This is a genomic window from Mameliella sp. LZ-28 (genome assembly GCF_012274245.1).
Lineage (GTDB): Bacteria > Pseudomonadota > Alphaproteobacteria > Rhodobacterales > Rhodobacteraceae > Antarctobacter > Antarctobacter albus.
Genome location: NZ_JAANYX010000033.1, coordinates 71,061 through 89,333, shown reverse-complemented (window position 1 = coordinate 89,333; position 18,273 = coordinate 71,061). Strand labels below are relative to the sequence as shown.

16 protein-coding genes are annotated in these 18,273 nt (G+C 66.5%); 12 read left to right on the top strand and 4 right to left on the bottom strand.

Annotated features, from left to right (window positions below; translation table 11 throughout):
• Positions 1 to 69: 69 nt before the first annotated feature.
• Positions 70 to 1,767 carry a peptide ABC transporter substrate-binding protein gene (locus G9Q80_RS18375; protein WP_069208517.1) on the bottom strand — a complete coding sequence of 566 codons (1,698 nt, stop codon included), beginning with the start codon at positions 1,765 to 1,767 and terminating at the stop codon, positions 70 to 72.
• Positions 1,768 to 2,019: 252 nt separating this feature from the next.
• On the opposite strand from G9Q80_RS18375, the gene G9Q80_RS18370 reads away from it, so the two are divergent.
• The 6 genes from G9Q80_RS18370 to G9Q80_RS18345 all read left to right on the top strand — a co-directional run bounded on the left by G9Q80_RS18370 (position 2,020) and on the right by G9Q80_RS18345 (position 9,625).
• A complete protein-coding gene (locus tag G9Q80_RS18370; RefSeq protein ID WP_069208516.1) occupies positions 2,020 to 3,864 on the top strand; it encodes an ABC transporter ATP-binding protein in 1,845 nt (614 codons plus the stop codon).
• Positions 3,865 to 3,994: 130 nt separating this feature from the next.
• A complete protein-coding gene (locus G9Q80_RS18365; protein WP_043143302.1) occupies positions 3,995 to 4,192 on the top strand; it encodes a hypothetical protein in 198 nt (65 codons plus the stop codon).
• A gap of 236 nt (positions 4,193 to 4,428) precedes the next feature.
• Positions 4,429 to 5,589 (top strand): acetylornithine deacetylase, encoded by a 1,161-nt coding sequence (argE, locus tag G9Q80_RS18360; RefSeq protein WP_088714091.1) that lies wholly within the window; start codon positions 4,429 to 4,431, stop codon positions 5,587 to 5,589.
• Positions 5,590 to 5,752: 163 nt separating this feature from the next.
• The gene (locus G9Q80_RS18355) at positions 5,753 to 7,096 is read left to right on the top strand and encodes an NAD(P)/FAD-dependent oxidoreductase (RefSeq protein WP_088714090.1); all 1,344 of its coding nucleotides are present in this window, start codon (positions 5,753 to 5,755) and stop codon (positions 7,094 to 7,096) included.
• Positions 7,097 to 7,149: 53 nt separating this feature from the next.
• Complete coding sequence (locus G9Q80_RS18350) at positions 7,150 to 8,316, top strand: M20 aminoacylase family protein (protein ID WP_088714089.1); 1,167 nt, start codon at positions 7,150 to 7,152, stop codon at positions 8,314 to 8,316.
• 142 nt (positions 8,317 to 8,458) lie between these two features.
• Positions 8,459 to 9,625 (top strand): M20 aminoacylase family protein, encoded by a 1,167-nt coding sequence (locus G9Q80_RS18345; protein WP_088714088.1) that lies wholly within the window; start codon positions 8,459 to 8,461, stop codon positions 9,623 to 9,625.
• 179 nt (positions 9,626 to 9,804) lie between these two features.
• Here the strand turns inward: G9Q80_RS18345 and G9Q80_RS18340 are convergent, their stop codons facing one another.
• Entirely contained in the window at positions 9,805 to 10,794 is a 990-nt protein-coding gene (locus G9Q80_RS18340; protein WP_168246566.1) for a nuclear transport factor 2 family protein, read from the bottom strand.
• Between the two features lie 311 nt (positions 10,795 to 11,105).
• Positions 11,106 to 12,143, bottom strand: a complete 1,038-nt coding sequence (gene rsgA, locus G9Q80_RS18335; RefSeq protein WP_088714086.1) for a ribosome small subunit-dependent GTPase A — start codon at positions 12,141 to 12,143, stop codon at positions 11,106 to 11,108.
• A 259-nt stretch (positions 12,144 to 12,402) separates the two neighbouring features.
• On the opposite strand from rsgA, the gene G9Q80_RS18330 reads away from it, so the two are divergent.
• The 5 genes from G9Q80_RS18330 to G9Q80_RS18310 all read left to right on the top strand — a co-directional run bounded on the left by G9Q80_RS18330 (position 12,403) and on the right by G9Q80_RS18310 (position 16,971).
• Positions 12,403 to 13,182, top strand: coding sequence for a glycosyl transferase (locus G9Q80_RS18330; RefSeq protein ID WP_088714165.1), 780 nt, complete (start codon positions 12,403 to 12,405; stop codon positions 13,180 to 13,182).
• A gap of 55 nt (positions 13,183 to 13,237) precedes the next feature.
• Entirely contained in the window at positions 13,238 to 13,981 is a 744-nt protein-coding gene (map, locus tag G9Q80_RS18325) for a type I methionyl aminopeptidase (RefSeq protein ID WP_088714085.1), read from the top strand.
• A 219-nt stretch (positions 13,982 to 14,200) separates the two neighbouring features.
• Positions 14,201 to 15,463: a beta-ketoacyl-ACP synthase II gene (gene fabF, locus G9Q80_RS18320; protein ID WP_069208509.1), complete on the top strand. Its 1,263-nt coding sequence runs from the start codon at positions 14,201 to 14,203 to the stop codon at positions 15,461 to 15,463.
• Between the two features lie 6 nt (positions 15,464 to 15,469).
• Complete coding sequence (gene mltG / locus G9Q80_RS18315) at positions 15,470 to 16,627, top strand: endolytic transglycosylase MltG (protein WP_088714084.1); 1,158 nt, start codon at positions 15,470 to 15,472, stop codon at positions 16,625 to 16,627.
• A 131-nt stretch (positions 16,628 to 16,758) separates the two neighbouring features.
• Positions 16,759 to 16,971 (top strand): hypothetical protein, encoded by a 213-nt coding sequence (locus G9Q80_RS18310; protein WP_133066359.1) that lies wholly within the window; start codon positions 16,759 to 16,761, stop codon positions 16,969 to 16,971.
• A 357-nt stretch (positions 16,972 to 17,328) separates the two neighbouring features.
• On the opposite strand, the gene G9Q80_RS18305 is transcribed toward G9Q80_RS18310, so the two are convergent.
• Positions 17,329 to 17,673, bottom strand: coding sequence for an MmcQ/YjbR family DNA-binding protein (locus tag G9Q80_RS18305; RefSeq protein WP_088714083.1), 345 nt, complete (start codon positions 17,671 to 17,673; stop codon positions 17,329 to 17,331).
• A gap of 157 nt (positions 17,674 to 17,830) precedes the next feature.
• Between G9Q80_RS18305 and G9Q80_RS18300 the strand changes: the two genes are divergently transcribed.
• Positions 17,831 to 18,211 carry a VOC family protein gene (locus G9Q80_RS18300; RefSeq protein WP_088714082.1) on the top strand — a complete coding sequence of 127 codons (381 nt, stop codon included), beginning with the start codon at positions 17,831 to 17,833 and terminating at the stop codon, positions 18,209 to 18,211.
• Positions 18,212 to 18,273 lie beyond the last annotated feature (62 nt).

The following is an 18,273-nucleotide window of genomic DNA, read 5'->3' as shown; positions in this document are numbered from 1 at the left end:
GGCAGGCCGGGCCGGAGTGGGTCCGGCCTGCGGAAGGAGCGCGCCGGGCGCGCCCCGGTTTTCAGCCGATCAGTCGATCCGGTACCAGTCGGCCACGTTCCACAGCTCGCTGTCCCAGACGTTCAGCTTGACGCCGCCGAGGCTGTTGGAATGCGCCGAGAGGCGGCCACGGTGGACCAGCGGGATCATCGCGCCACGCTCGAAGGCCATGCGGCTCAGCTCGCGGCCGATGCGCTGGCGCTCTGCCATGTCGGCGGTCTCGGACAGCTGCTTGTGCAGCGCGTCGTATTCCTCGTCGCAGAAGCGGCTGATGTTCTCGCCCTGCCACTGGGTTTCCGGACGCGGTGCCTTGTCGCACAGACCGTTGCCCAGGTAGGCCTGCGGGTCGGTACCGTTGAAGGTGTTGGCGTACATTTCGACGTCGGCATAGAACTTCTGGAAGGTGTCGGGCGAACCCGGGTCGCCACCGAAGAAGACCGATGCATCGACCGAGCGCAGTTCGACTTCCATGCCGATCTGTTCCCACCAGTCCTTGATCAGCGCCTGGAAGTCCTGGCGGACAGCGTTGACGGAGGTCTGGTAGACGATCGACAGGGGTACGCCGTCCTTCTCGCGGATGCCGTCACCGTCGGTGTCGACGATGCCCGCATCGTCCAGCATCTTCTTGGCGCCCTCGATGTCCTGCACGTCGCAGCCTTCGATGTCGGCGGCAAAGGCGGCAGGGGCGGGGACCCAGGAACAGGATACGCGGCCGGCCTGGCCATAGCCGATTTCCACCAGCAGGTTGCGGTCGATGGCCATCGACATCGCCTTGTAGACCGCCGGATCACCCAGGAAGGGGTGCGGACGGATCACCGACCGTTCGTCCGGGCCAAGCGCCGGATCGGGGTTGGTGTTGTTCAGCATGATGCGTTCCAGCAGCGGGCCGAAGCCGGCCACCGGCACACCCATGCCGCCCGCTTCCATCTTGGCAATGACATCGGGGGCCAGCTGCAGGTTCCAGGCATAGTCGAACTCGCCGGTTTCCATCACGGCGGTGCCCGCCGCGGCCGCCGAACCGCCGCCCTTGAAGGTCACGGTGGCGAAGGCCGGCTTGGCCGGGTCGCGGTAGTTGTCGTTGGCCTTCATGGTGATCACGTCGTTCGGCTTGAACTCGGTGACGACGAAGGGGCCGGTGCCGATCGGGTTGAAGTTCTGCTCGGTGCAGGTCGAGGCCGCGGCGCCGACACAGTTCTCGAACTGGGCCTTCTGCAGGATCGGGCTCTCACCGCCGACGAAGGGGCCGTAGGGGTTCGGGGTCGGACCTTCGAAGGTGACCACGATGGTCGACTCGTCCGGCGTCTCGACCGAGGTCACGCCCTCGAACTTGGTGACCTGCGCGCAGCCGCCCTCGGGGTGGGTGCAGTATTCATAAGTGAACTTGACGTCTGCGGAGGTCAGCGGCGAGCCGTCCGACCACAGGATGCCCGGGCTCAGTTTCCAGGTGATCTGGGTCAGGTCCTCGGAGACACCGCCATTGGCAACGGTGGGGATCTCGTCGACCAGCCAGGGCACCAGTTCACCCATCTCGTTGTAGCGTGCCAGCGGTTCGATGATCATCGACGAGGATTCGACGTCCTTGGTGCCACCCGAAAGGAACGGGTTCAGGATCGACGGAGCCTGCCAGTAGATGATCTTGACGTCGCCGTCAGACGCACGCTCGGCAAAGGCTGCGGGAGCCAGTGCAACGGCGGCGGCTGCCCCGAGCATCAGGGTCTTGAGTCTCATGATATCACTCCATGTTGGTCGGGACCGGATGTCTTGCCCGGCCCCTTCGTTGTGATGGGATGGTCGGTCAGATGCGCCGGCGATTGCAACCGCCATTTGCACATCGATGAACCGGAAACCCCACCCGTTCCCCATCGAAAGCAGAACATGCGCAAAATGCAAGCATTGCCTAACGTAAAAGCACTGCGGGTCTTTACAGCGGACCTGCGCAGCCCATAGCCTTTGCCTTCAGGACATGGGGAGCACGCAACAATGCTGGACAGCGCACCGAACTCGCAGACCGCAGGACCGATCGCGCGGATCGACAAGCTGCGGGTGGAGTTCCAGACCAAGGACGGCCCGGTCGTCGGTGTCGAGGACGTCAGTTTCGACATCGGTCCGGGGGAAACGGTCTGCGTGGTGGGCGAATCCGGCTCCGGCAAATCGGTGTCCTCGCTTTCGCTGATGCGGCTGGTGGAATACGGCGGCGGCGACATCGCCGGCGGCCGGCTGCTGTTCGACCGCAAGGATGGCGGCGAGGTCGACCTGCGCACCCTCGACCAGAAGCACATGCGCGACATCCGCGGCAACGAGATCGGCATGATCTTCCAGGAGCCGATGACCGCGCTGAACCCCGTGTTCACGGTCAAGAAACAACTGACAGAGGGGCTGCGCGTCCACCGCGGGATGAGTGCGAAACAGGCCGAGGAACGGGCGGTCGAGCTCTTGCGCGAGGTGCGCATCCCGGAACCGGAACGGCGCCTGAACCAGTACCCGCACGAACTGTCGGGCGGGATGCGGCAGCGCGTGGTGATCGCGATGGCGATGGCCTGCAAGCCTCGCCTGCTGATCGCGGACGAACCGACCACCGCGCTCGACGTGACGATCCAGGCCGAGATCCTCGCCCTGATGGACCGGCTCAAGCGCGAGACCGGGACCGCCGTGATGTTCATCACCCATGATATGGCCGTGGTCGCCCAGATGGCGGACAAGGTCGTGGTCATGTTCCGCGGCAACAAGGTCGAGGAAGGCACCGTCGAGGAGATCTTCGAGAACCCGAAACATCCCTACACCAGGGCCCTGCTGGCCGCTGTCCCCAAGCTGGGCGAGATGACGGGCAAGGACCTGCCCGAACCGATGAAGCTGGTGGGCCGTACCGACCAGGACCTGAAACCGATCCCCGGCACCAATGAACCGCTGCTGACGGTCGAGGGGCTGACCACGCGCTTTGCGGTCAAGGGCGGTTTCTTCCGCCGCACCGTGGCCAATGTGCACGCGGTCGAGGACCTGTCCTTTACCCTGAACAAGGGCCAGACGCTCAGCCTCGTGGGGGAATCCGGCTGCGGCAAGTCCACTGCCGGACGGTCCATCCTGAGGCTGGTCGAACCGCTGGCGGGCAAGGTCGACCTTGATGGCACCGACGTCATGGCCCTGGGCACCAGCGGGCTGCGCGAGGCGCGGCGCGACATGCAGATGATCTTTCAGGATCCCTTTGCCTCTCTGAACCCGCAGTTGCAGCTGGCCGATCAGGTGGCAGAGCCGATACACAATTACGGCATCGAGACCGGCAGTGCGGTCTCCGATCACGTCGCGCAGCTCTTTGACCGGGTCGAACTGCCGCGCAGCTTCATGCGCCGCTATCCGCACGAACTGTCGGGCGGTCAGCGCCAGCGCATCGCCATCGCCCGCGCCCTGGCCCTGCGGCCCCGCCTGATCGTCGCGGACGAGGCGGTGAGCGCGCTGGACGTCTCGGTGCAGGCGCAGGTCATCAACCTGATGATGGAACTGCAGGCGGACATGGGGCTGGGCTATCTCTTCATCAGCCACGACATGGCCGTGGTCGAGCGTGTCAGCCACTATGTCGGCGTCATGTACTTGGGCCGGATCGTCGAGCTGGGGCCGCGCCGCGCCGTCTTCGAAGACCCGCGTCACCCCTATACACAGGCCCTGATGAAGGCGGTCCCAATCGCCGACCCGCGCCGCCGCAAGACGGAAAAGGACCTCAACTTCAAGCCGATCCCCTCGCCGATCCACCCGGTTGACTACGAGCCCGCGCCCTCGGAATACGAGGAGGTCAGCCCGGGCCACAAGGTGTTGATCACGGACAGCGGGTATTGACGGACATGAAGATGTGATAAGGATGCATCTTCCACACGCTTAAGGTGCATTTCTGATCGTTTCTTGTTGCTTGGGATTGTTCGACCTGCCAGTGTCGATGTCCTCTGGTACAGGTTGAGGAGTAAAAACGATGAACCGTATCGCTGCCGTCGCAGTTGCCGCCACCATTGCAGCTTCGGGCGCCGTTTCGGCGCAACAGGCCCCCGAGGCGCAGGACCCGTTCGTGAGCACGCAGGCGATGAGCGACGATGACATTTCGCCCCTGATCGTGTTGTTCGGCCTGGGCGCCATCGTCATGGGTGTGGCCGCCGCGTCCGGCACCAACTGACCGCAGGTCTCCCTGCAGGAAAACGCCGGTCCCGTTCTGCGCGGGGCCGGCTTTTTTCGTTTCGATTCCACCCTGTCCGGTCCTGCGAGGGGGCGGATCGCTGACCGCGGCGGGCTGGATTTTGCCCTCGGCAGAAACGCGGCCTCGGTTTCCGGGACGAGGCTGCCTCGATGCTTGCGGATGTCGCCCCGCCGTGACAGGCATGTGCCATCCGACACATCAAGAACGAGGTGAGAATGGCCGAGGTGCTGTCCCCCCGCGCGCTGCTGGACAAGCTGGTGAGCTTTCCCACCGTCAGCCGCGACACCAACCTGCCGCTGATCGACTGGGTGCAGGAGTACCTTGCCTCGCATGGCATCGAGGCCGGGCGCCATGTAAAGCCGGACGAGCCGGAAAAAGCGGCGCTTTTTGCCCATGTGGGGCCCGAGGAAGAGGGCGGCGTGGTGCTTTCGGGCCATACGGACGTGGTGCCGGTCGACGGGCAGGACTGGTCCACCGATCCTTTCACCGTGACCGAGAAGGACGGCCGCCTCTACGGGCGCGGCACCACCGACATGAAGGGGTTCGACGCGCTGGCGATCTGGTCCCTTGTCGAGGCGAAACGGCGCGGTGTCACGCGCCCGCTGCAGATCGCCCTGTCCTACGACGAGGAAATCGGCTGCGCCGGTGCGCCCCCCCTGATCGAGGCCATGTCCGGCCTGCCGCGTGCCCGCGACGTGATCGTCGGTGAACCCACGATGATGAAGGCGGTGACCGGCCACAAGGGAGGGGTCACCTACTGGGTGCACGTCCACGGTTTCGAGGTGCACAGCTCGCTGCTGCACACCGGCGTCAGTGCGATCATGTGGGGCGCCGAGATGATCACATGGGCCAACCAGCTGAACGCCGCGCTGCAGGCGGCAGAGCCGCGGGACATGGCGGGACTTTTCGACCCGCCCTACACCAATGTCCATGTCGGCCAGGTCCGGGGCGGCACGGCGCATAACATCTCGGCCAGGGACTGCGAGTTCTGCTTCGGCTATCGCGTGGTGCCGGGCGAGACGCTGGACCAATGGCGCCGCCTGACCGAGGACAAGGCTGCCGAGCTCACCGCGCAGATGCAGAAGATCCGCCCCGAGACCCGGATCGAGCTGGAAGAGAAATTCAGCCTGCCGCCCTTTGCCCCGGAAACGGACAACACCGCCGAGGCGCTGGTTCGCCAGATCACCGGCGACAACTCGGAGACCTTCGTCAGCTACGGCACCGAGGCGAGCCATTTCCAGGTCGCGGGCTACAAGGCCGTGGTCTGCGGTCCCGGCAGCATCACCGTCGCGCATCAACCGGACGAGTACATCACCCTGGCGCAGTTCCAGGAAGGCCAGCGGTTCATGGAACGCCTGCTGGAGCACCTGGCATGACCGGCGCGCCGGCAGGGGGCGCTGCCCCCTCGGCCTTCGGCCTCACCCCCGGTGGTATTTTCGCCAAGAAGAAACAGGGGCGCGCGCCTTTTGCTTCTTCTTGGTCCAAATACCCCAATACGACGGCGGGTGCAGGCGCCACATCCGGGCATGGGAGGTGCCGATGACGTTCCCCTTTCACGAGATGGGACAGGTCGAATTCTCCGATCCATTGCCCGAGGCCGTCGACCTTGCGGTGATCGGCGGCGGGGTGATCGGGGTGTCCACCGCGCTGTTCGCGGCACGTCGCGGGCTGAAGGTTGTGCTGTTGGAAAAGGGCCGGGTGGCAGGAGAGCAATCCTCGCGCAACTGGGGCTGGATCCGGGTGCAAGGCCGCGACATGGCCGAGATCCCCATCGCGCGCGAGGCGCAGGATCTGTGGCAGGCGCTGGATGCCGACTGTGGCGGGCGCCTGGGCACGCGCACCCTGGGGGTCAGCTATCTTGCCCGTGACGAGGCCGAGATGGCGGCTTTCGAAGGCTGGCTGGACGAGGCCCGGGGGCTTGGGGTCAGTTCGGAATTGCTGGGGCGGACGCAGATGCTGCGGCTGCTGGATTATCCGCGCGGACCCTGGATCGGTGCCCTGCACACGCCGACCGACATGAAGGGCGAACCCTGGGTGGCTGTGCCGGAGCTTGCGCGGCTGGCACGGGCCGAGGGCGCGGCGATTTCCGAGCGCTGCGCGGTGCGTGGGCTGGACCGGCAGGCGGGGCGCGTGACCGGGGTCATCACGGAGCGGGGCCGCATCCGCACGCAGGCGGTGGTGCTGGCCGGGGGCGCCTGGTCCTCGCTGTTCCTGCGCCGGCACGGGGTGGACATTCCGCAGCTTTCGGTGCGTTCGACCGCGCTTGCCACGCAGCCCTTGCCGCCGGTCGTTGGGACGGCGGCGGTGGATGACCGGCTGGCCTTTCGTCCGCGCGCCGATGGCGGGTTCACGCTGGCGCCTGCCGCCTTTGGCGAGTTGTACCTTGGTCCGGATGTTCTGCGGCACCTGCACCATTACCTGCCGCTGGCCATGACCGGCGAATTCGACATCCACCCGCGCGGCCCACAACCGCCCCATTGGCCCGATGCCTTTTCCACCCCGCGCCACTGGAGCGGCGCCGAGGAGAGCCCCTTCGAGCGGATGCGCATCCTCGATCCCGCACCCAACGGCGGCAAGGTTTCGGAGATCACCCGGCGGTTTGGCCAGCTTTATCCCGATGCGGCGCCGGTCCGGGCAAAGGACACCTGGGCGGGCATGATCGACGTTCTGCCCGACGTGGTGCCGGTGGTGGACAGCGTCGCGCAGATTCCCGGGCTGACGGTGGTGACGGGCATGTGCGGGCATGGGTTCGGCATCGGGCCGGGCTTTGGCCGGGTGGCGGTGGACCTCGCCACCGGGCGCGATCCGGGCCATGATCTGGGGCGGTTCCGCATGTCGCGCTTCTTTGACGGGTCGCGGTTGCAACCCGGCCCCAATCTCTGAGGCTTGCAGAGGGGGCCGCATGGGCGCAGGATCATGGGCAAAGGAGAAACCCGATGCCCGTGAAAAACCGTATCGCCGACTGGCAGGAGGACCTGACCGAATGGCGCCGCCACCTGCATGCCCATCCCGAACTGCGCTTCGAGGAACATGAGACCGCGCGTTTCGTGGCCGAAAAACTGCGGGGGTTCGGCTGTGACGAGGTGATCGAGGGCGTGGGCCAGACCGGCGTCGTGGCGGTGATCCGTGGCCGGCAGGACGGGTCGGGGCGCACCATCGCCTTTCGGGCCGATATGGACGCGCTGCCGATCCTCGAGCAGACCGGGGCGGATCATGCCTCGACCATACCGGGCAAGATGCATGCCTGCGGCCATGATGGCCACACGACCATGCTGCTGGGCGCCTGCCGCTATCTCGCCGAGACGCGCAATTTCGATGGCACCGTCGTGGCGCTGTTCCAGCCTGCCGAGGAAGGCAGCGGCGGGGCCAAGGCGATGATCGGGGACGGGGTATTCGACCGCTACGAGGTCGACGAGGTCTATGCCATGCACAACTGGCCGGGGCTGACGCCGGGCCATTTCGCCACGCGGCCCGGACCCTTCCTGGCCTCTGCCGACAAGTTCGAGATCCGCGTGACGGGCAAGGGCGGGCACGGCGCCATGCCGCACCTGGCGGTGGACACCAATCTTGCCGCGGCGCAGATCGTGACCGCGCTGCACTCGATCCCCTCGCGAGACATCAACGCGCAGAACGCGGTGGTGATTTCCGTCTGCGGGATGAAGTCGGAGACCTTCACCTACAATGTGCTGCCCGATGCGGTGACGCTGATCGGCACGGTGCGGCAGTACGATGTCACCGACCGCGAGACGATCCGCACCCGTATCCGCCAGATCGCCGAGGCCACCGCCCTGGCACACGGGGCGCAGGTGGAGATGGAATACATCGAGGGGGTCGATCCGCTGGTGAATGCCGAGGCGCAGGCGGATTTGGCCGCCGACGCGGGCGAGGCGGTGTCCGGCCATGTGAACCGCGAGGCGCCGCGCGTCATGGGCAGCGAGGATTTCGGCGACATGCTGCGGGTGCGTCCCGGGGCCTTTGTTTTCATCGGCAATGGCGACAGCGCCGACCTGCACAACCCGGGCTATGACTTTGACGACAGCATCGCGCCGGTGGGGGCCAGCTGGTTTGCCACCCTGGCCGAGACGCGGATGCCCTTGGCGTAAGCAGCGCGGGACCCCGGGGCCGGGGCGACGCGCGGTCGTGGTTGCGCCCCGGACGCCGGTGCATATGTTGGCAGCCATAACCGCAGCGGGTCCGAGGGGCCCCCGCGGCTCGACGAACACTCACGACAACAAGGAGGCCAAGATGCCCGTCAAGAACCGCTTTGCCGAACTGCAGGACGAGATCACCGCCTGGCGCCGCGACCTGCATGAACACCCCGAGATCCTGTTCGAAACGCACCGGACCTCGGCCCTGGTCGAGGAAAAGCTGAAGGAATTCGGCTGTGACGAGGTGGTGACCGGCATCGGCCGTACCGGCGTCGTCGGTGTCATCAAGGGGCGCGGCAATGGGTCGGGCAAGGTCATCGGGCTGCGCGCCGACATGGACGCGCTGCCGATCCATGAACGGACCGGTGTCGAATATGCCTCGAAGACCGATGGCGCCATGCATGCCTGCGGCCATGACGGGCACACCGCCATGCTGCTGGGCGCGGCAAAGTACCTGAGCGAGACGCGGAATTTCGACGGGACGGTCGTCGTGATCTTCCAACCTGCCGAAGAAGGCGGCGGCGGCGGCAAGGAAATGTGCGATGACGGCATGATGGAGCGTTGGGGCATCCAGGAGGTCTATGGCATGCACAACTGGCCGGGCCAGCCAGTGGGCAGCTTTGCCATCCGCGAAGGCGCCTTCTTTGCCGCCACCGACCAGTTCGAGATCAACCTCGAGGGCCGTGGCGGTCACGCGGCCAAGCCGCATGAGACCGTGGACACGACGGTGATGGCGTCCCAGCTGGTGCTGGCGATGCAGACCATCGCGGCGCGCAACGCCGACCCGGTCGACCAGGTGGTGGTCTCGGTCACGTCGTTCGAGACGTCCTCCAAGGCCTTCAACGTGATCCCGCAGAAGGTCTTTCTGCGCGGCACGGTGCGCACCCAGTCCACCGCGATGCGCGACCTGGCGGAACAGCGGATCAAGGAGATCGCGGCGGGTGTCGCGGCCACCTATGGCGGCACGGCCGAGGTGATCTATCACCGCGGCTACCCGGTCATGGTCAACCACTCCGAACAGACCGAGTTCGCCCGCGACGTGGCCCGGGCCGTGTCCGGCGGTGTCGACGAGGCGCCCATCGTCATGGGTGGCGAGGATTTCGCCTACATGCTGGAAGAGCGCCCGGGTGCCTATATCCTGGTGGGCAACGGCGACACGGCGATGGTTCACCACCCGGAGTACAACTTCAACGACGAGGCGATCCCGGCGGGCTGCTCCTGGTGGGCGGAGATCGTCGAACGCCGGATGCCGCTGGCGTCGTAAAGGACGGCAGGGCGCCGCTTGTGCCCCCGTTCGGGGCCACGTCGCCCCACTGTTCCAAGTGGGCCGTAAGGGGCCAGCTCGTCACACTGGCGGTGTGCACCGAAGGATGCGAGGGGCCAGCCTCTCGCGCTCGCCGGAGTATTTTGAGAGAGAAGAAGCAGGCGCGCGCGCCCTGGGTGTCACCCGACGCTCAGCAGCAGGCGCACCAGCGCCGTCTGGGCGTTGACCCCGGTCTTTTCATAGAGCCGGGACAGGTGCGTGCGGGCGGTGTTGACACTGATCCCCAGCGCCTCGGCGGCCTCTTTCGGTCCCTTGCCATCGGCGATCTGGCGGGCCAGCCGCACCTGGCCGTCCGACAGGCCGTAGACCGCCTGGGCCGCCGTCAGGCGGCGGTCGATCTGGGCGTCGCCGTCGATCCGGACGTAGGTCGTGCCGTTGCGCACCGAGAGATGCACGATCGCCAGCCCGCCGGTGTCGGTCTCTCCCAGGATCGCCGGGTAACGGAAGGGGCCGCCGGTCTCCTGGGTGAAGCGGTGCAATTCGAAATAGCCGTGGTACTGCCCGGCGCGCCTCAGCGCCTCTTGCAGGGCCCTGTCCCAATCGCGCCGGTGGGCGCGCAGCCGGCCAGCCGACAAGGTCAGCAGCGGGTGATCCTGCAGCCGGGCCAGCGTCACGGGGCTGGCCCAGAGCAACTGGCCCGTGGCATCGACCGAGATCGCCTCGTCGCCGCCGGGGTCGCCGTGCCGCATCACGAAGGCGGCGTAGACGATCCGCCAATCGCCCGAAATCCGTTCCAGGATCCGCGTTTCGAAGCTCTCGATCCGGGCCGACCCCGGCGGCGCAGCCCATTCGTCGTAGACCACCCAGGCCGTGTCGCCCGAGAGGGTGATGCGGAGGTTTTCCTGTCCGAAGGGCACGTTCGGGCAGCCGATGCCGCTGTCCATAACGTGTTTCATGTAGCGCGAGATCTGGGCCCAGCCGCTGTGGACGGTCAACCCGGTGGCGGGCGAGACATAGACGTCCCGCGTGCGCGGCTCCTGCACCCAGCAGCGGGCCCAGGCCGCGTAGTCGCGCTGTTGAAAGGCCGTGGTCTCGGCGCGGATCACCGCCGCGACGGCGGCGCGGTCGGGATCCTGCGCTGGGGGGACGGGCTGTGGCGGGCGGGTCATGTGCATTGGTCTATCCCTTGTGGCCTTCGGTGCCAAACCCGCCGCAGGGCGCGGGCGAGGGGAGGCAGCAGGGGGGAAAGGCCGGGACGCCAGCCCTGGCCGTGTTCCGCATAGAAGGCCTCGATGACCCGGGGGCTGTCGCTTGGTCCGCGGGGCAGGGGGCGGGTGGCAATGAAAAGGGTCGGGTCCATGATCTGTCTCCGCTGTCGGTGCTGTGAGCATCCTGACCCATGCGGAGCGGCAAGCATGTCATGCGGAACGACCACGGGAGCGCAAAAAAGCGCGGGCAGGGGGCCTGCCCGCGCCTGGTGTCATGGGGCGCCGGGATCGTGGCGGCGCTTCTTGCTGGTCGAAATCTCGCGCACCATCTTGCCGAAGGCCTTGCCGCGCGCCCGTGCCTCGGCCACGGTTTCGCTGTTGTAGCGGTCCTCGCGCCGCAGCTTGTCCCAACGCGCCAGCCGGTCGGGATCAAGCGCGCCCGTCTCGATGGCGGCCTGTACCGCGCAGCCCGGTTCCCCGGCATGGGCACAGTCGCGGAAGCGGCATTGGCGGGCGAGGTCCTCGATGTCCTCGAAGACCGCGCCGATGCCCTCGTCGGCATCCGCCAGTTGCAGCTCGCGCATCCCCGGCGTGTCGATCAGCCAGCCGCCCGCCTGGGTGGGCACCAGGCTGCGCGCGGTGGTGGTGTGGCGGCCCTTGGCGTCATCCTCGCGGATACCCTGGGTCAGCTCATGTTCGCCGGTGAGCGTGTTGCGCAGCGTGGTCTTGCCCACGCCCGAAGAGCCGACCAGCGCCAGCGTCTGCCCGTCCTTGCACCAGGGCGCAAGGCGGGCGACTTCCTCCGGGTCGGTGGCGTCCAGCGCGATGGCGGTCACAAGCGGCGAGAGTCGCTGTGCCCGGCGCAGGTAGTCGTCCGCGTCCCGGGCCATGTCGGCCTTGGTCAGCACCACCAGCGGCAGGCAGCCCGCGGTATGGGCCAGTGCCAGGTAGCGTTCCAGCCGCGCGATGTTGAAATCGGCGTTGCAGCTGGTGACGATGCCCAGCGTGTCGACATTCGCCGCGATCCGCTGGAGTATCGCCTCGCGCCCGGCGGCGCGGCGGGTGAGGTCGCTGGTGGGGTCCAGCCGCCGGACGGCACGGCTGCCGTCACTCAGCACCCAGTCGCCCACGGCATAGGCGCCGGTGGACTCGACGGGCAGAAGGGAGAGGGCACCCCCGGGCGCCAGCGCGCGCAGGCGGTCGCGGTGCACCTCGGAGAGGCGGGCAGGGGCCAGGCCCCGGTCATCGTCGCCCAGCTGGCGCGCGAAATGGGCCGACCATCCCAGGCCGGTCAGATCAAACTCTGTCAATGTTGTAGGTCCCGTTCAGACATGCAGGTAAAGGCCGCGGCAGGCGGCCTGAAATGCGTGCACGGGCGGCGGGCTGAAAGTTAGCGCGCGGCCCGGAGGGTCGATGCAATCTCCATCATGGCCTCCGTCCTGGGTTCGGGTTCACGGCCAATCTAGGCGCGGCACCGGCCCGCTGCAAGCGCTGGTGTTCCGGCGCGGGCGTTGCTATGCCGCGCGGGCAACACCAAGGCGGGGGCGCAGCGTGACGGCCATCAACATCATGTGCATCAAGTGGGGCACGCTGTTCGGCCCCGAGTATGTCAACCGGCTGTATTCCGGCGTGCGGCGCAACCTGTCGCGGCCCGTCCGTTTCATGGTGATGACGGAACACGCCGAGGGGCTGCACCCGGATATCGAGGTGCTGGACCTGCCGGTCGAACCCTATGCCGAGCCAATGAACGCGGCGCTGGCGGTGGCCAACCGGCAGGGCGCGATGCGCAAGACTTCGCTGTTTCATCCCGGGTTGGTGCCGGACCTCGAAGGGCCGGTGCTGGGTTTTGACCTGGACGTGGTGATCACCGGCGGGCTGGACGAGATCCACGACCTGGCGCCCGGCACCGTGGCGATGCGCCATGACTGGACGGAAAAGCGCAAGGGGCGGCCCACCGGGCACGGGTCGGTCTTTCGCTTCGATCCGGCGCTGCACGGGTTCCTCTACGAGGACCTGGCCGCCAACCCCTATGAAGAGGTGGAAAAGGCGCGCGGATCGGAGCAGCGCTATACCTCGCATAAAGCAATGGACCGGGGCGTGTTCACCTATATTCCGGGCGAGTGGGTGGTGTCGTTCAAGTACGACTGCAACCCCTTTCCCGGCAATTACCTGCATGCGCCGCGCCTGCCTGCGGAGGCCCGCGTGGTCTGTTTTCACGGGCGCCCCAAGATGACGGATGCCCTGTCGGGGTATACCGGATCTTTCATCCGCTATTCCAAGCCCTGCGACTGGTTGCAGGAACACTGGATCGACCGGGCCCGCGCAGACCTGGGCGCGGACTGGGCCTGAGGCGCAAGACATCGCCCGCCCGGCAGTCCGGATCACGGGGACCGAAAGACACACCATGACGATCACCCGGCAAGACGAACTCGAGGGGATGCAGGCCATCGGCCGCATCGTGGCCAACACCCTGCAGGCGATGATCCGCGCGGCAGAGCCGGGCATGACCACCCGCGAACTGGACGACCTCGGGCGCCGCTTGCTGGATCGGTCGGGGGCGGCCTCGGCGCCGGAGACGACCTATGACTTTCCCGGCGCCACCTGCATCAGCGTCAACGAAGAGATCGCCCACGGCATTCCCGGCGACCGCCTGCTGCGCGCGGGGGATCTCGTGAACATCGACGTCTCGGCCAGCAAGGATGGCTTTTTCGCCGACACAGGTGCCAGCTTTCGACTTGCGACGGCGCAGCCTGACCGGCTGTGCAAGGACGGCCACCGCGCGATGCAGATCGGCATCGCGCAGGTCGCCGCGGGCAAGCCGCTTGCGGGTATCGGCGCCTCCATCGGGCGCTTTGCCGAAAAGCGCGGCTACACGCTTATTCGCAACCTCGCAAGCCACGGCGTCGGGCGGAGCCTGCACGAGTATCCGGAGGAAATCGCCACATGGCCCACCCGGGCCGAGCGCCGCCGGATCACCAAAGGCCTTGTCCTGACCGTCGAACCCTTCCTGTCGCGCGGGGGGCGGATGGCGGACGAGGCAAGCGACGGCTGGACCCTGCTCAGCGTACCGCCCGCCGAGACCGTGCAATTCGAACATACGGTCGTCGCCACGCCGCGCGGCGCCAGGATCCTGACCCTGCCGGGCTGACATCGGCGGTCCGCTGGCAGTCTGGCCAAGGTTCTTTGGTGTGTGGTGCAGCCCGTGGGGCGGCGCGGTGACCCGAGCGTTGGCCAGATCGCAGCCACCGCACGCCGCGCGGGCCTTGTGCGGCGGTCGGTTGTCTGCCGACGGGGGCGGCATCCCCTTGCCCCTGCGGGGCTTCGCGCGGTATGAGCGGAAAAAGAATGTGAGAGAGAGGGCAGGCGCATGGCACGTCGCGTAGTTGTCACCGGGCTGGGGCTGGTCACGCCGCTGGCTTGCGGAGTCGAAGAGACCTGGAGCCGGATCCTGGACGGCCAGTCCGGGGCGGGCACCATCAGCAAGTTCGATGCCAGCCACCTGGCGACCACCTATGCCTGCGAAGTGCCCTACGGCGACGGCAGCGACGGCACCTTCAATCCCGATGACTGGATGGACAAGAAGGAACAGCGCAAGGTCGACGAGTTCATCCGCTTCGGCATCGCCGCCGCGGAACAGGCCGTCACCGACGCGGGCTGGAAGCCCGAGGGCGAGGAAGACCGCCTGCGCACCGGCGTCATGATCGGGTCGGGGATCGGCGGGCTGAACGCCATCGCGGAAACCGCGCTCCTGATCCGTGACAAAGGCCCGCGCCGCGTGTCGCCCTTCTTCATCCCCGGCGCGCTGATCAACCTGATCTCGGGCAACGTCTCGATCAAATACGGCTTCAAGGGGCCGAACCACGCGGTCGTGACCGCCTGTTCCACCGGCGCTCATGCCATCGGCGACGCGGCCCGCCTGATCAAATACGGCGACGCGGACGTGATGATCGCGGGCGGCGCCGAGGCGGCCATCAGCGAAATCGGCATCGCGGGCTTCAACGCCTGCAAGGCGCTCAGCACCAAACGCGGCGACGACCCCAAGGCGGCCAGCCGCCCCTATGACGCCGACCGTGACGGCTTTGTCATGGGCGAAGGCGCCGGTGTCGTCGTGCTGGAAGAATACGAGCACGCCAAGGCGCGCGGCGCAAAGATCTACGCTGAAGTGGCAGGCTACGGCCTGTCGGGCGACGCCTATCACATCACCGCCCCCTCCGAGGACGGCGAGGGCGGCGAACGCTCGATGCGTGCCGCACTGCGGGACGCCGGGATCGAGGCCACGGCGCTGGACTACATCAACGCGCATGGCACCTCGACGATGGCCGACACCATCGAACTGGGCGCGGTGGAACGCCTGCTGGGCGATCACGCCACCAGCGTCACCATGTCCTCGACCAAATCCGCCACCGGGCACCTGCTGGGCGCCGCCGGCGCGATCGAGGCGATCTTCTCGATCCTTGCCATCCGCGACCAGGTGGCCCCGCCGACAATCAACCTCGACAACCCGGCGGTGGACACCCCCATCGACCTGGCCCCTAACGCCAAACGCCCGCGCAAGGTGACCTACGCCCTGTCCAACTCCTTTGGTTTTGGCGGCACCAATGCCAGCGTGGTCTTCGGCAAGGTGGAGTAATCCCGCATGTGGCGCAGCATCGCCTCGAACGCGCTGACCTTTCTGGTCGTCGCGCTGTTTCTCTTCGGCGGCGTCCTGATCTGGGCGCAGCGCGAATACCATGCCCAGGGTCCGCTGACCGCGCCGATCTGCCTGGAGGTGCCGCGCGGCACCAACATGCGTGCCGTCTCCGAGGATCTGTCGGATCAGGGCGCGGTCAAGAGCGCGATGATGTTCCGCGTCGGTGCCGATTACGGTGACAAGACCCAGGCGCTGAAGGCGGGCAGCTACCTTGTCCCCGAGGGCGCCTCGATGTCCGAGATCACCGACATCGTCACCCGCGGCGGCGCCTCGACCTGCGGCACCGAGGTGGTCTACCGCATCGGCATCACCCGCGCGACAGTACAGGTCCGTGCCGTGGACCCGGCCACGGGCCGCTACGAGGAGCAGGCGAGCTTCGACCCCGGCGAAGGCGACGCACCCGAGATCTATGCCCAGGTCAAGGACACCACCGGCACCCGGTTCCGCGTGGCCCTGGCCGAGGGCGTGACCAGCTGGCAGGTGGTCGAAGAGTTGAAACAGATCGACGTACTGGACGGAGAGGTCGACGTGCCCGAGGAGGGCAGCCTGGCCCCCGACAGCTACGAGATCCTGCCCGGCGACAGCCGCGCCGATGTCATCGCGCGGATGAAGGAACGCCAGGAGGTGATCCTGGCCCAGGCCTGGGCCAACCGCGCCTCGGGCCTGCCGCTGGAAAGCCCCGAAGAGGCGCTGATCCTGGCCTCGATCATCGAGAAGGAAACCGGCGGCCCGCAGGAACGCGGCGAGGTGGCCAGCGTCTTCGTCAACCGCCTCGACAAGGGCATGCGCCTGCAGACGGACCCGACGGTGATCTACGGCATCACCAAGGGCGAGGGGCCGCTGGGCCGGGGTCTGCGCCGGTCGGAACTGGATGCAGAGACCCCCTGGAACACCTACCGGATCGACGGGCTGCCGCCGACCCCCATCGCCAACCCGGGCCGCGCCAGCATCGAGGCAGCGCTGAACCCGGCGGATACGGACTATATCTACTTCGTGGCCAAGACGCTGGACCCGCGCGACGGGCACAATTTTGCCGTCACGCTGGACGAGCACAACCGCAACGTCGCCGCCTACCGCGCGCTGGAGGCGCAGCGCGACCAGTAGGCCGGAAGGCAGCGCGCGCTGCCCTCACGCTTTATCTGTGCGACTCGGCTTGGATTTTTTACTCAGGTCATTCATCTTCGACCAAATCGTGCGGGCTTTTGCAGGCGCGCTTTGAACGTAGGGGGCTGGTTGTGACCAAGAAGTCCAAAGACTCTAACGGGAACCCGCTAAAGCTAAGAAAAGCGTTTCTCTTCTACGCTGTCTGCCATTTTGGCTTTTTTCTCATCTATGTCGTTTTTCCGGATGAGTTTTCGGACAGCTATTTCTTTATTCCCGGGGCGGTGCTGTTTTGTTTTTGGCCATTTTTTGTATTGATTGACACCATGCGCGGTCGGTTGCGATGAATCCTTAGGTGTTTGCGACTCTTTGGGTAGCCGTGCTTTTTGCGAGGCATCTTTGTCGACCGGGCGGCCTCAGTCTGCCCCGCGGTACCACTGAAAACCGGATCATGTCCCCGCTCGGGGGCCTTTCGATCTGCGCGGAACGAGGGGGCGACGCCCCGAAAAGGGCTGGGAGTGACACCCCGGCAAGACCGATCCGTCCGGCGGCCGCCGTTTTCAGACATCCATGAGAGACATGTGACGACCCGCCCGGCCATTGCGCCGCCGGCGGGCTTGGCCGCTGGAAAAGCGGTTTGAAAACCGCTTCAACACTTTTCGAAAAGCGTTTCCAAGGCGCCTGTAAGCGCCTTGCGCGCGGCCTCAGCCGCCCGCGATGTCCCGCTGTTTCTTCTTCGTCAAACCGCCGAAGACGATCCGGTAAGAGGTCTCGATCCGGTCCCGAAGCTCCTCCTCGGGCACCGCCTCCCAGTCCACCCGCACCCAGGAGCGGTGGAAATAGGGGGCCTTGACCGCGCGCGCCATCTCGATCAGCAGGGCCGCATCCTCGACCGAGGGCGTCTTGACCGACACCCCGTCGTTGGCCACGCCGATGCAGGCGAACATCCTGCCGCCCACCTTCCAGGCATCATGCCCGCCTCCCCAGGGATCGGATCTTTCCGCCCCGGGCAGCGCCTGGCAGATCTCGTTGACCGTATCGCGTCCCATGCCCGCAGGATGCCCCGGGCGCCGTGCCGGTGCAAGCCGCGCAAGGCTCCCGATGAATTCCTCTACAGATATGAAATGAAGTAATAATTCCCTCTTGATCCCAAGTGAACTTGAGGAATTACGCTTTGCCCCATATTGCAATGGAAAGGACAGAGCCATGAACGCCCGCCTCGAACACGTCAACATCACCGTTCCCGACGCCCGCGCCACCGCAGATTTCCTGTCCCGCCTCCTGGGCTGGCACATCCGGTGGGAGGGCGCCTCGCTCAACAACGGCTATTCCGTCCATGTCGGCAACGCGGACAGCTACCTTGCCCTCTACACCCCCAAGGCGCCAGTCGCCGAGGCACATCCCCGCTACGGCAACGCCGCAGGGTTGAACCATGTCGGCATCGTGGTCGAGGATCTCGACGCGATCGAGACCCGTGTCCGTGCTCTGGGCATCGAGACTTTCAACCACGCCGATTACGAGCCCGGCCGCCGGTTCTATTTCGATAGGCCGGACGCGGTGGAATATGAAATGGTGAGCTACGGTTGACCCCGACCGTTGCAGGGGTATTTGGACCAAGAAGAAGCCCCGAGGCGCGCGCTTGCGGTTTC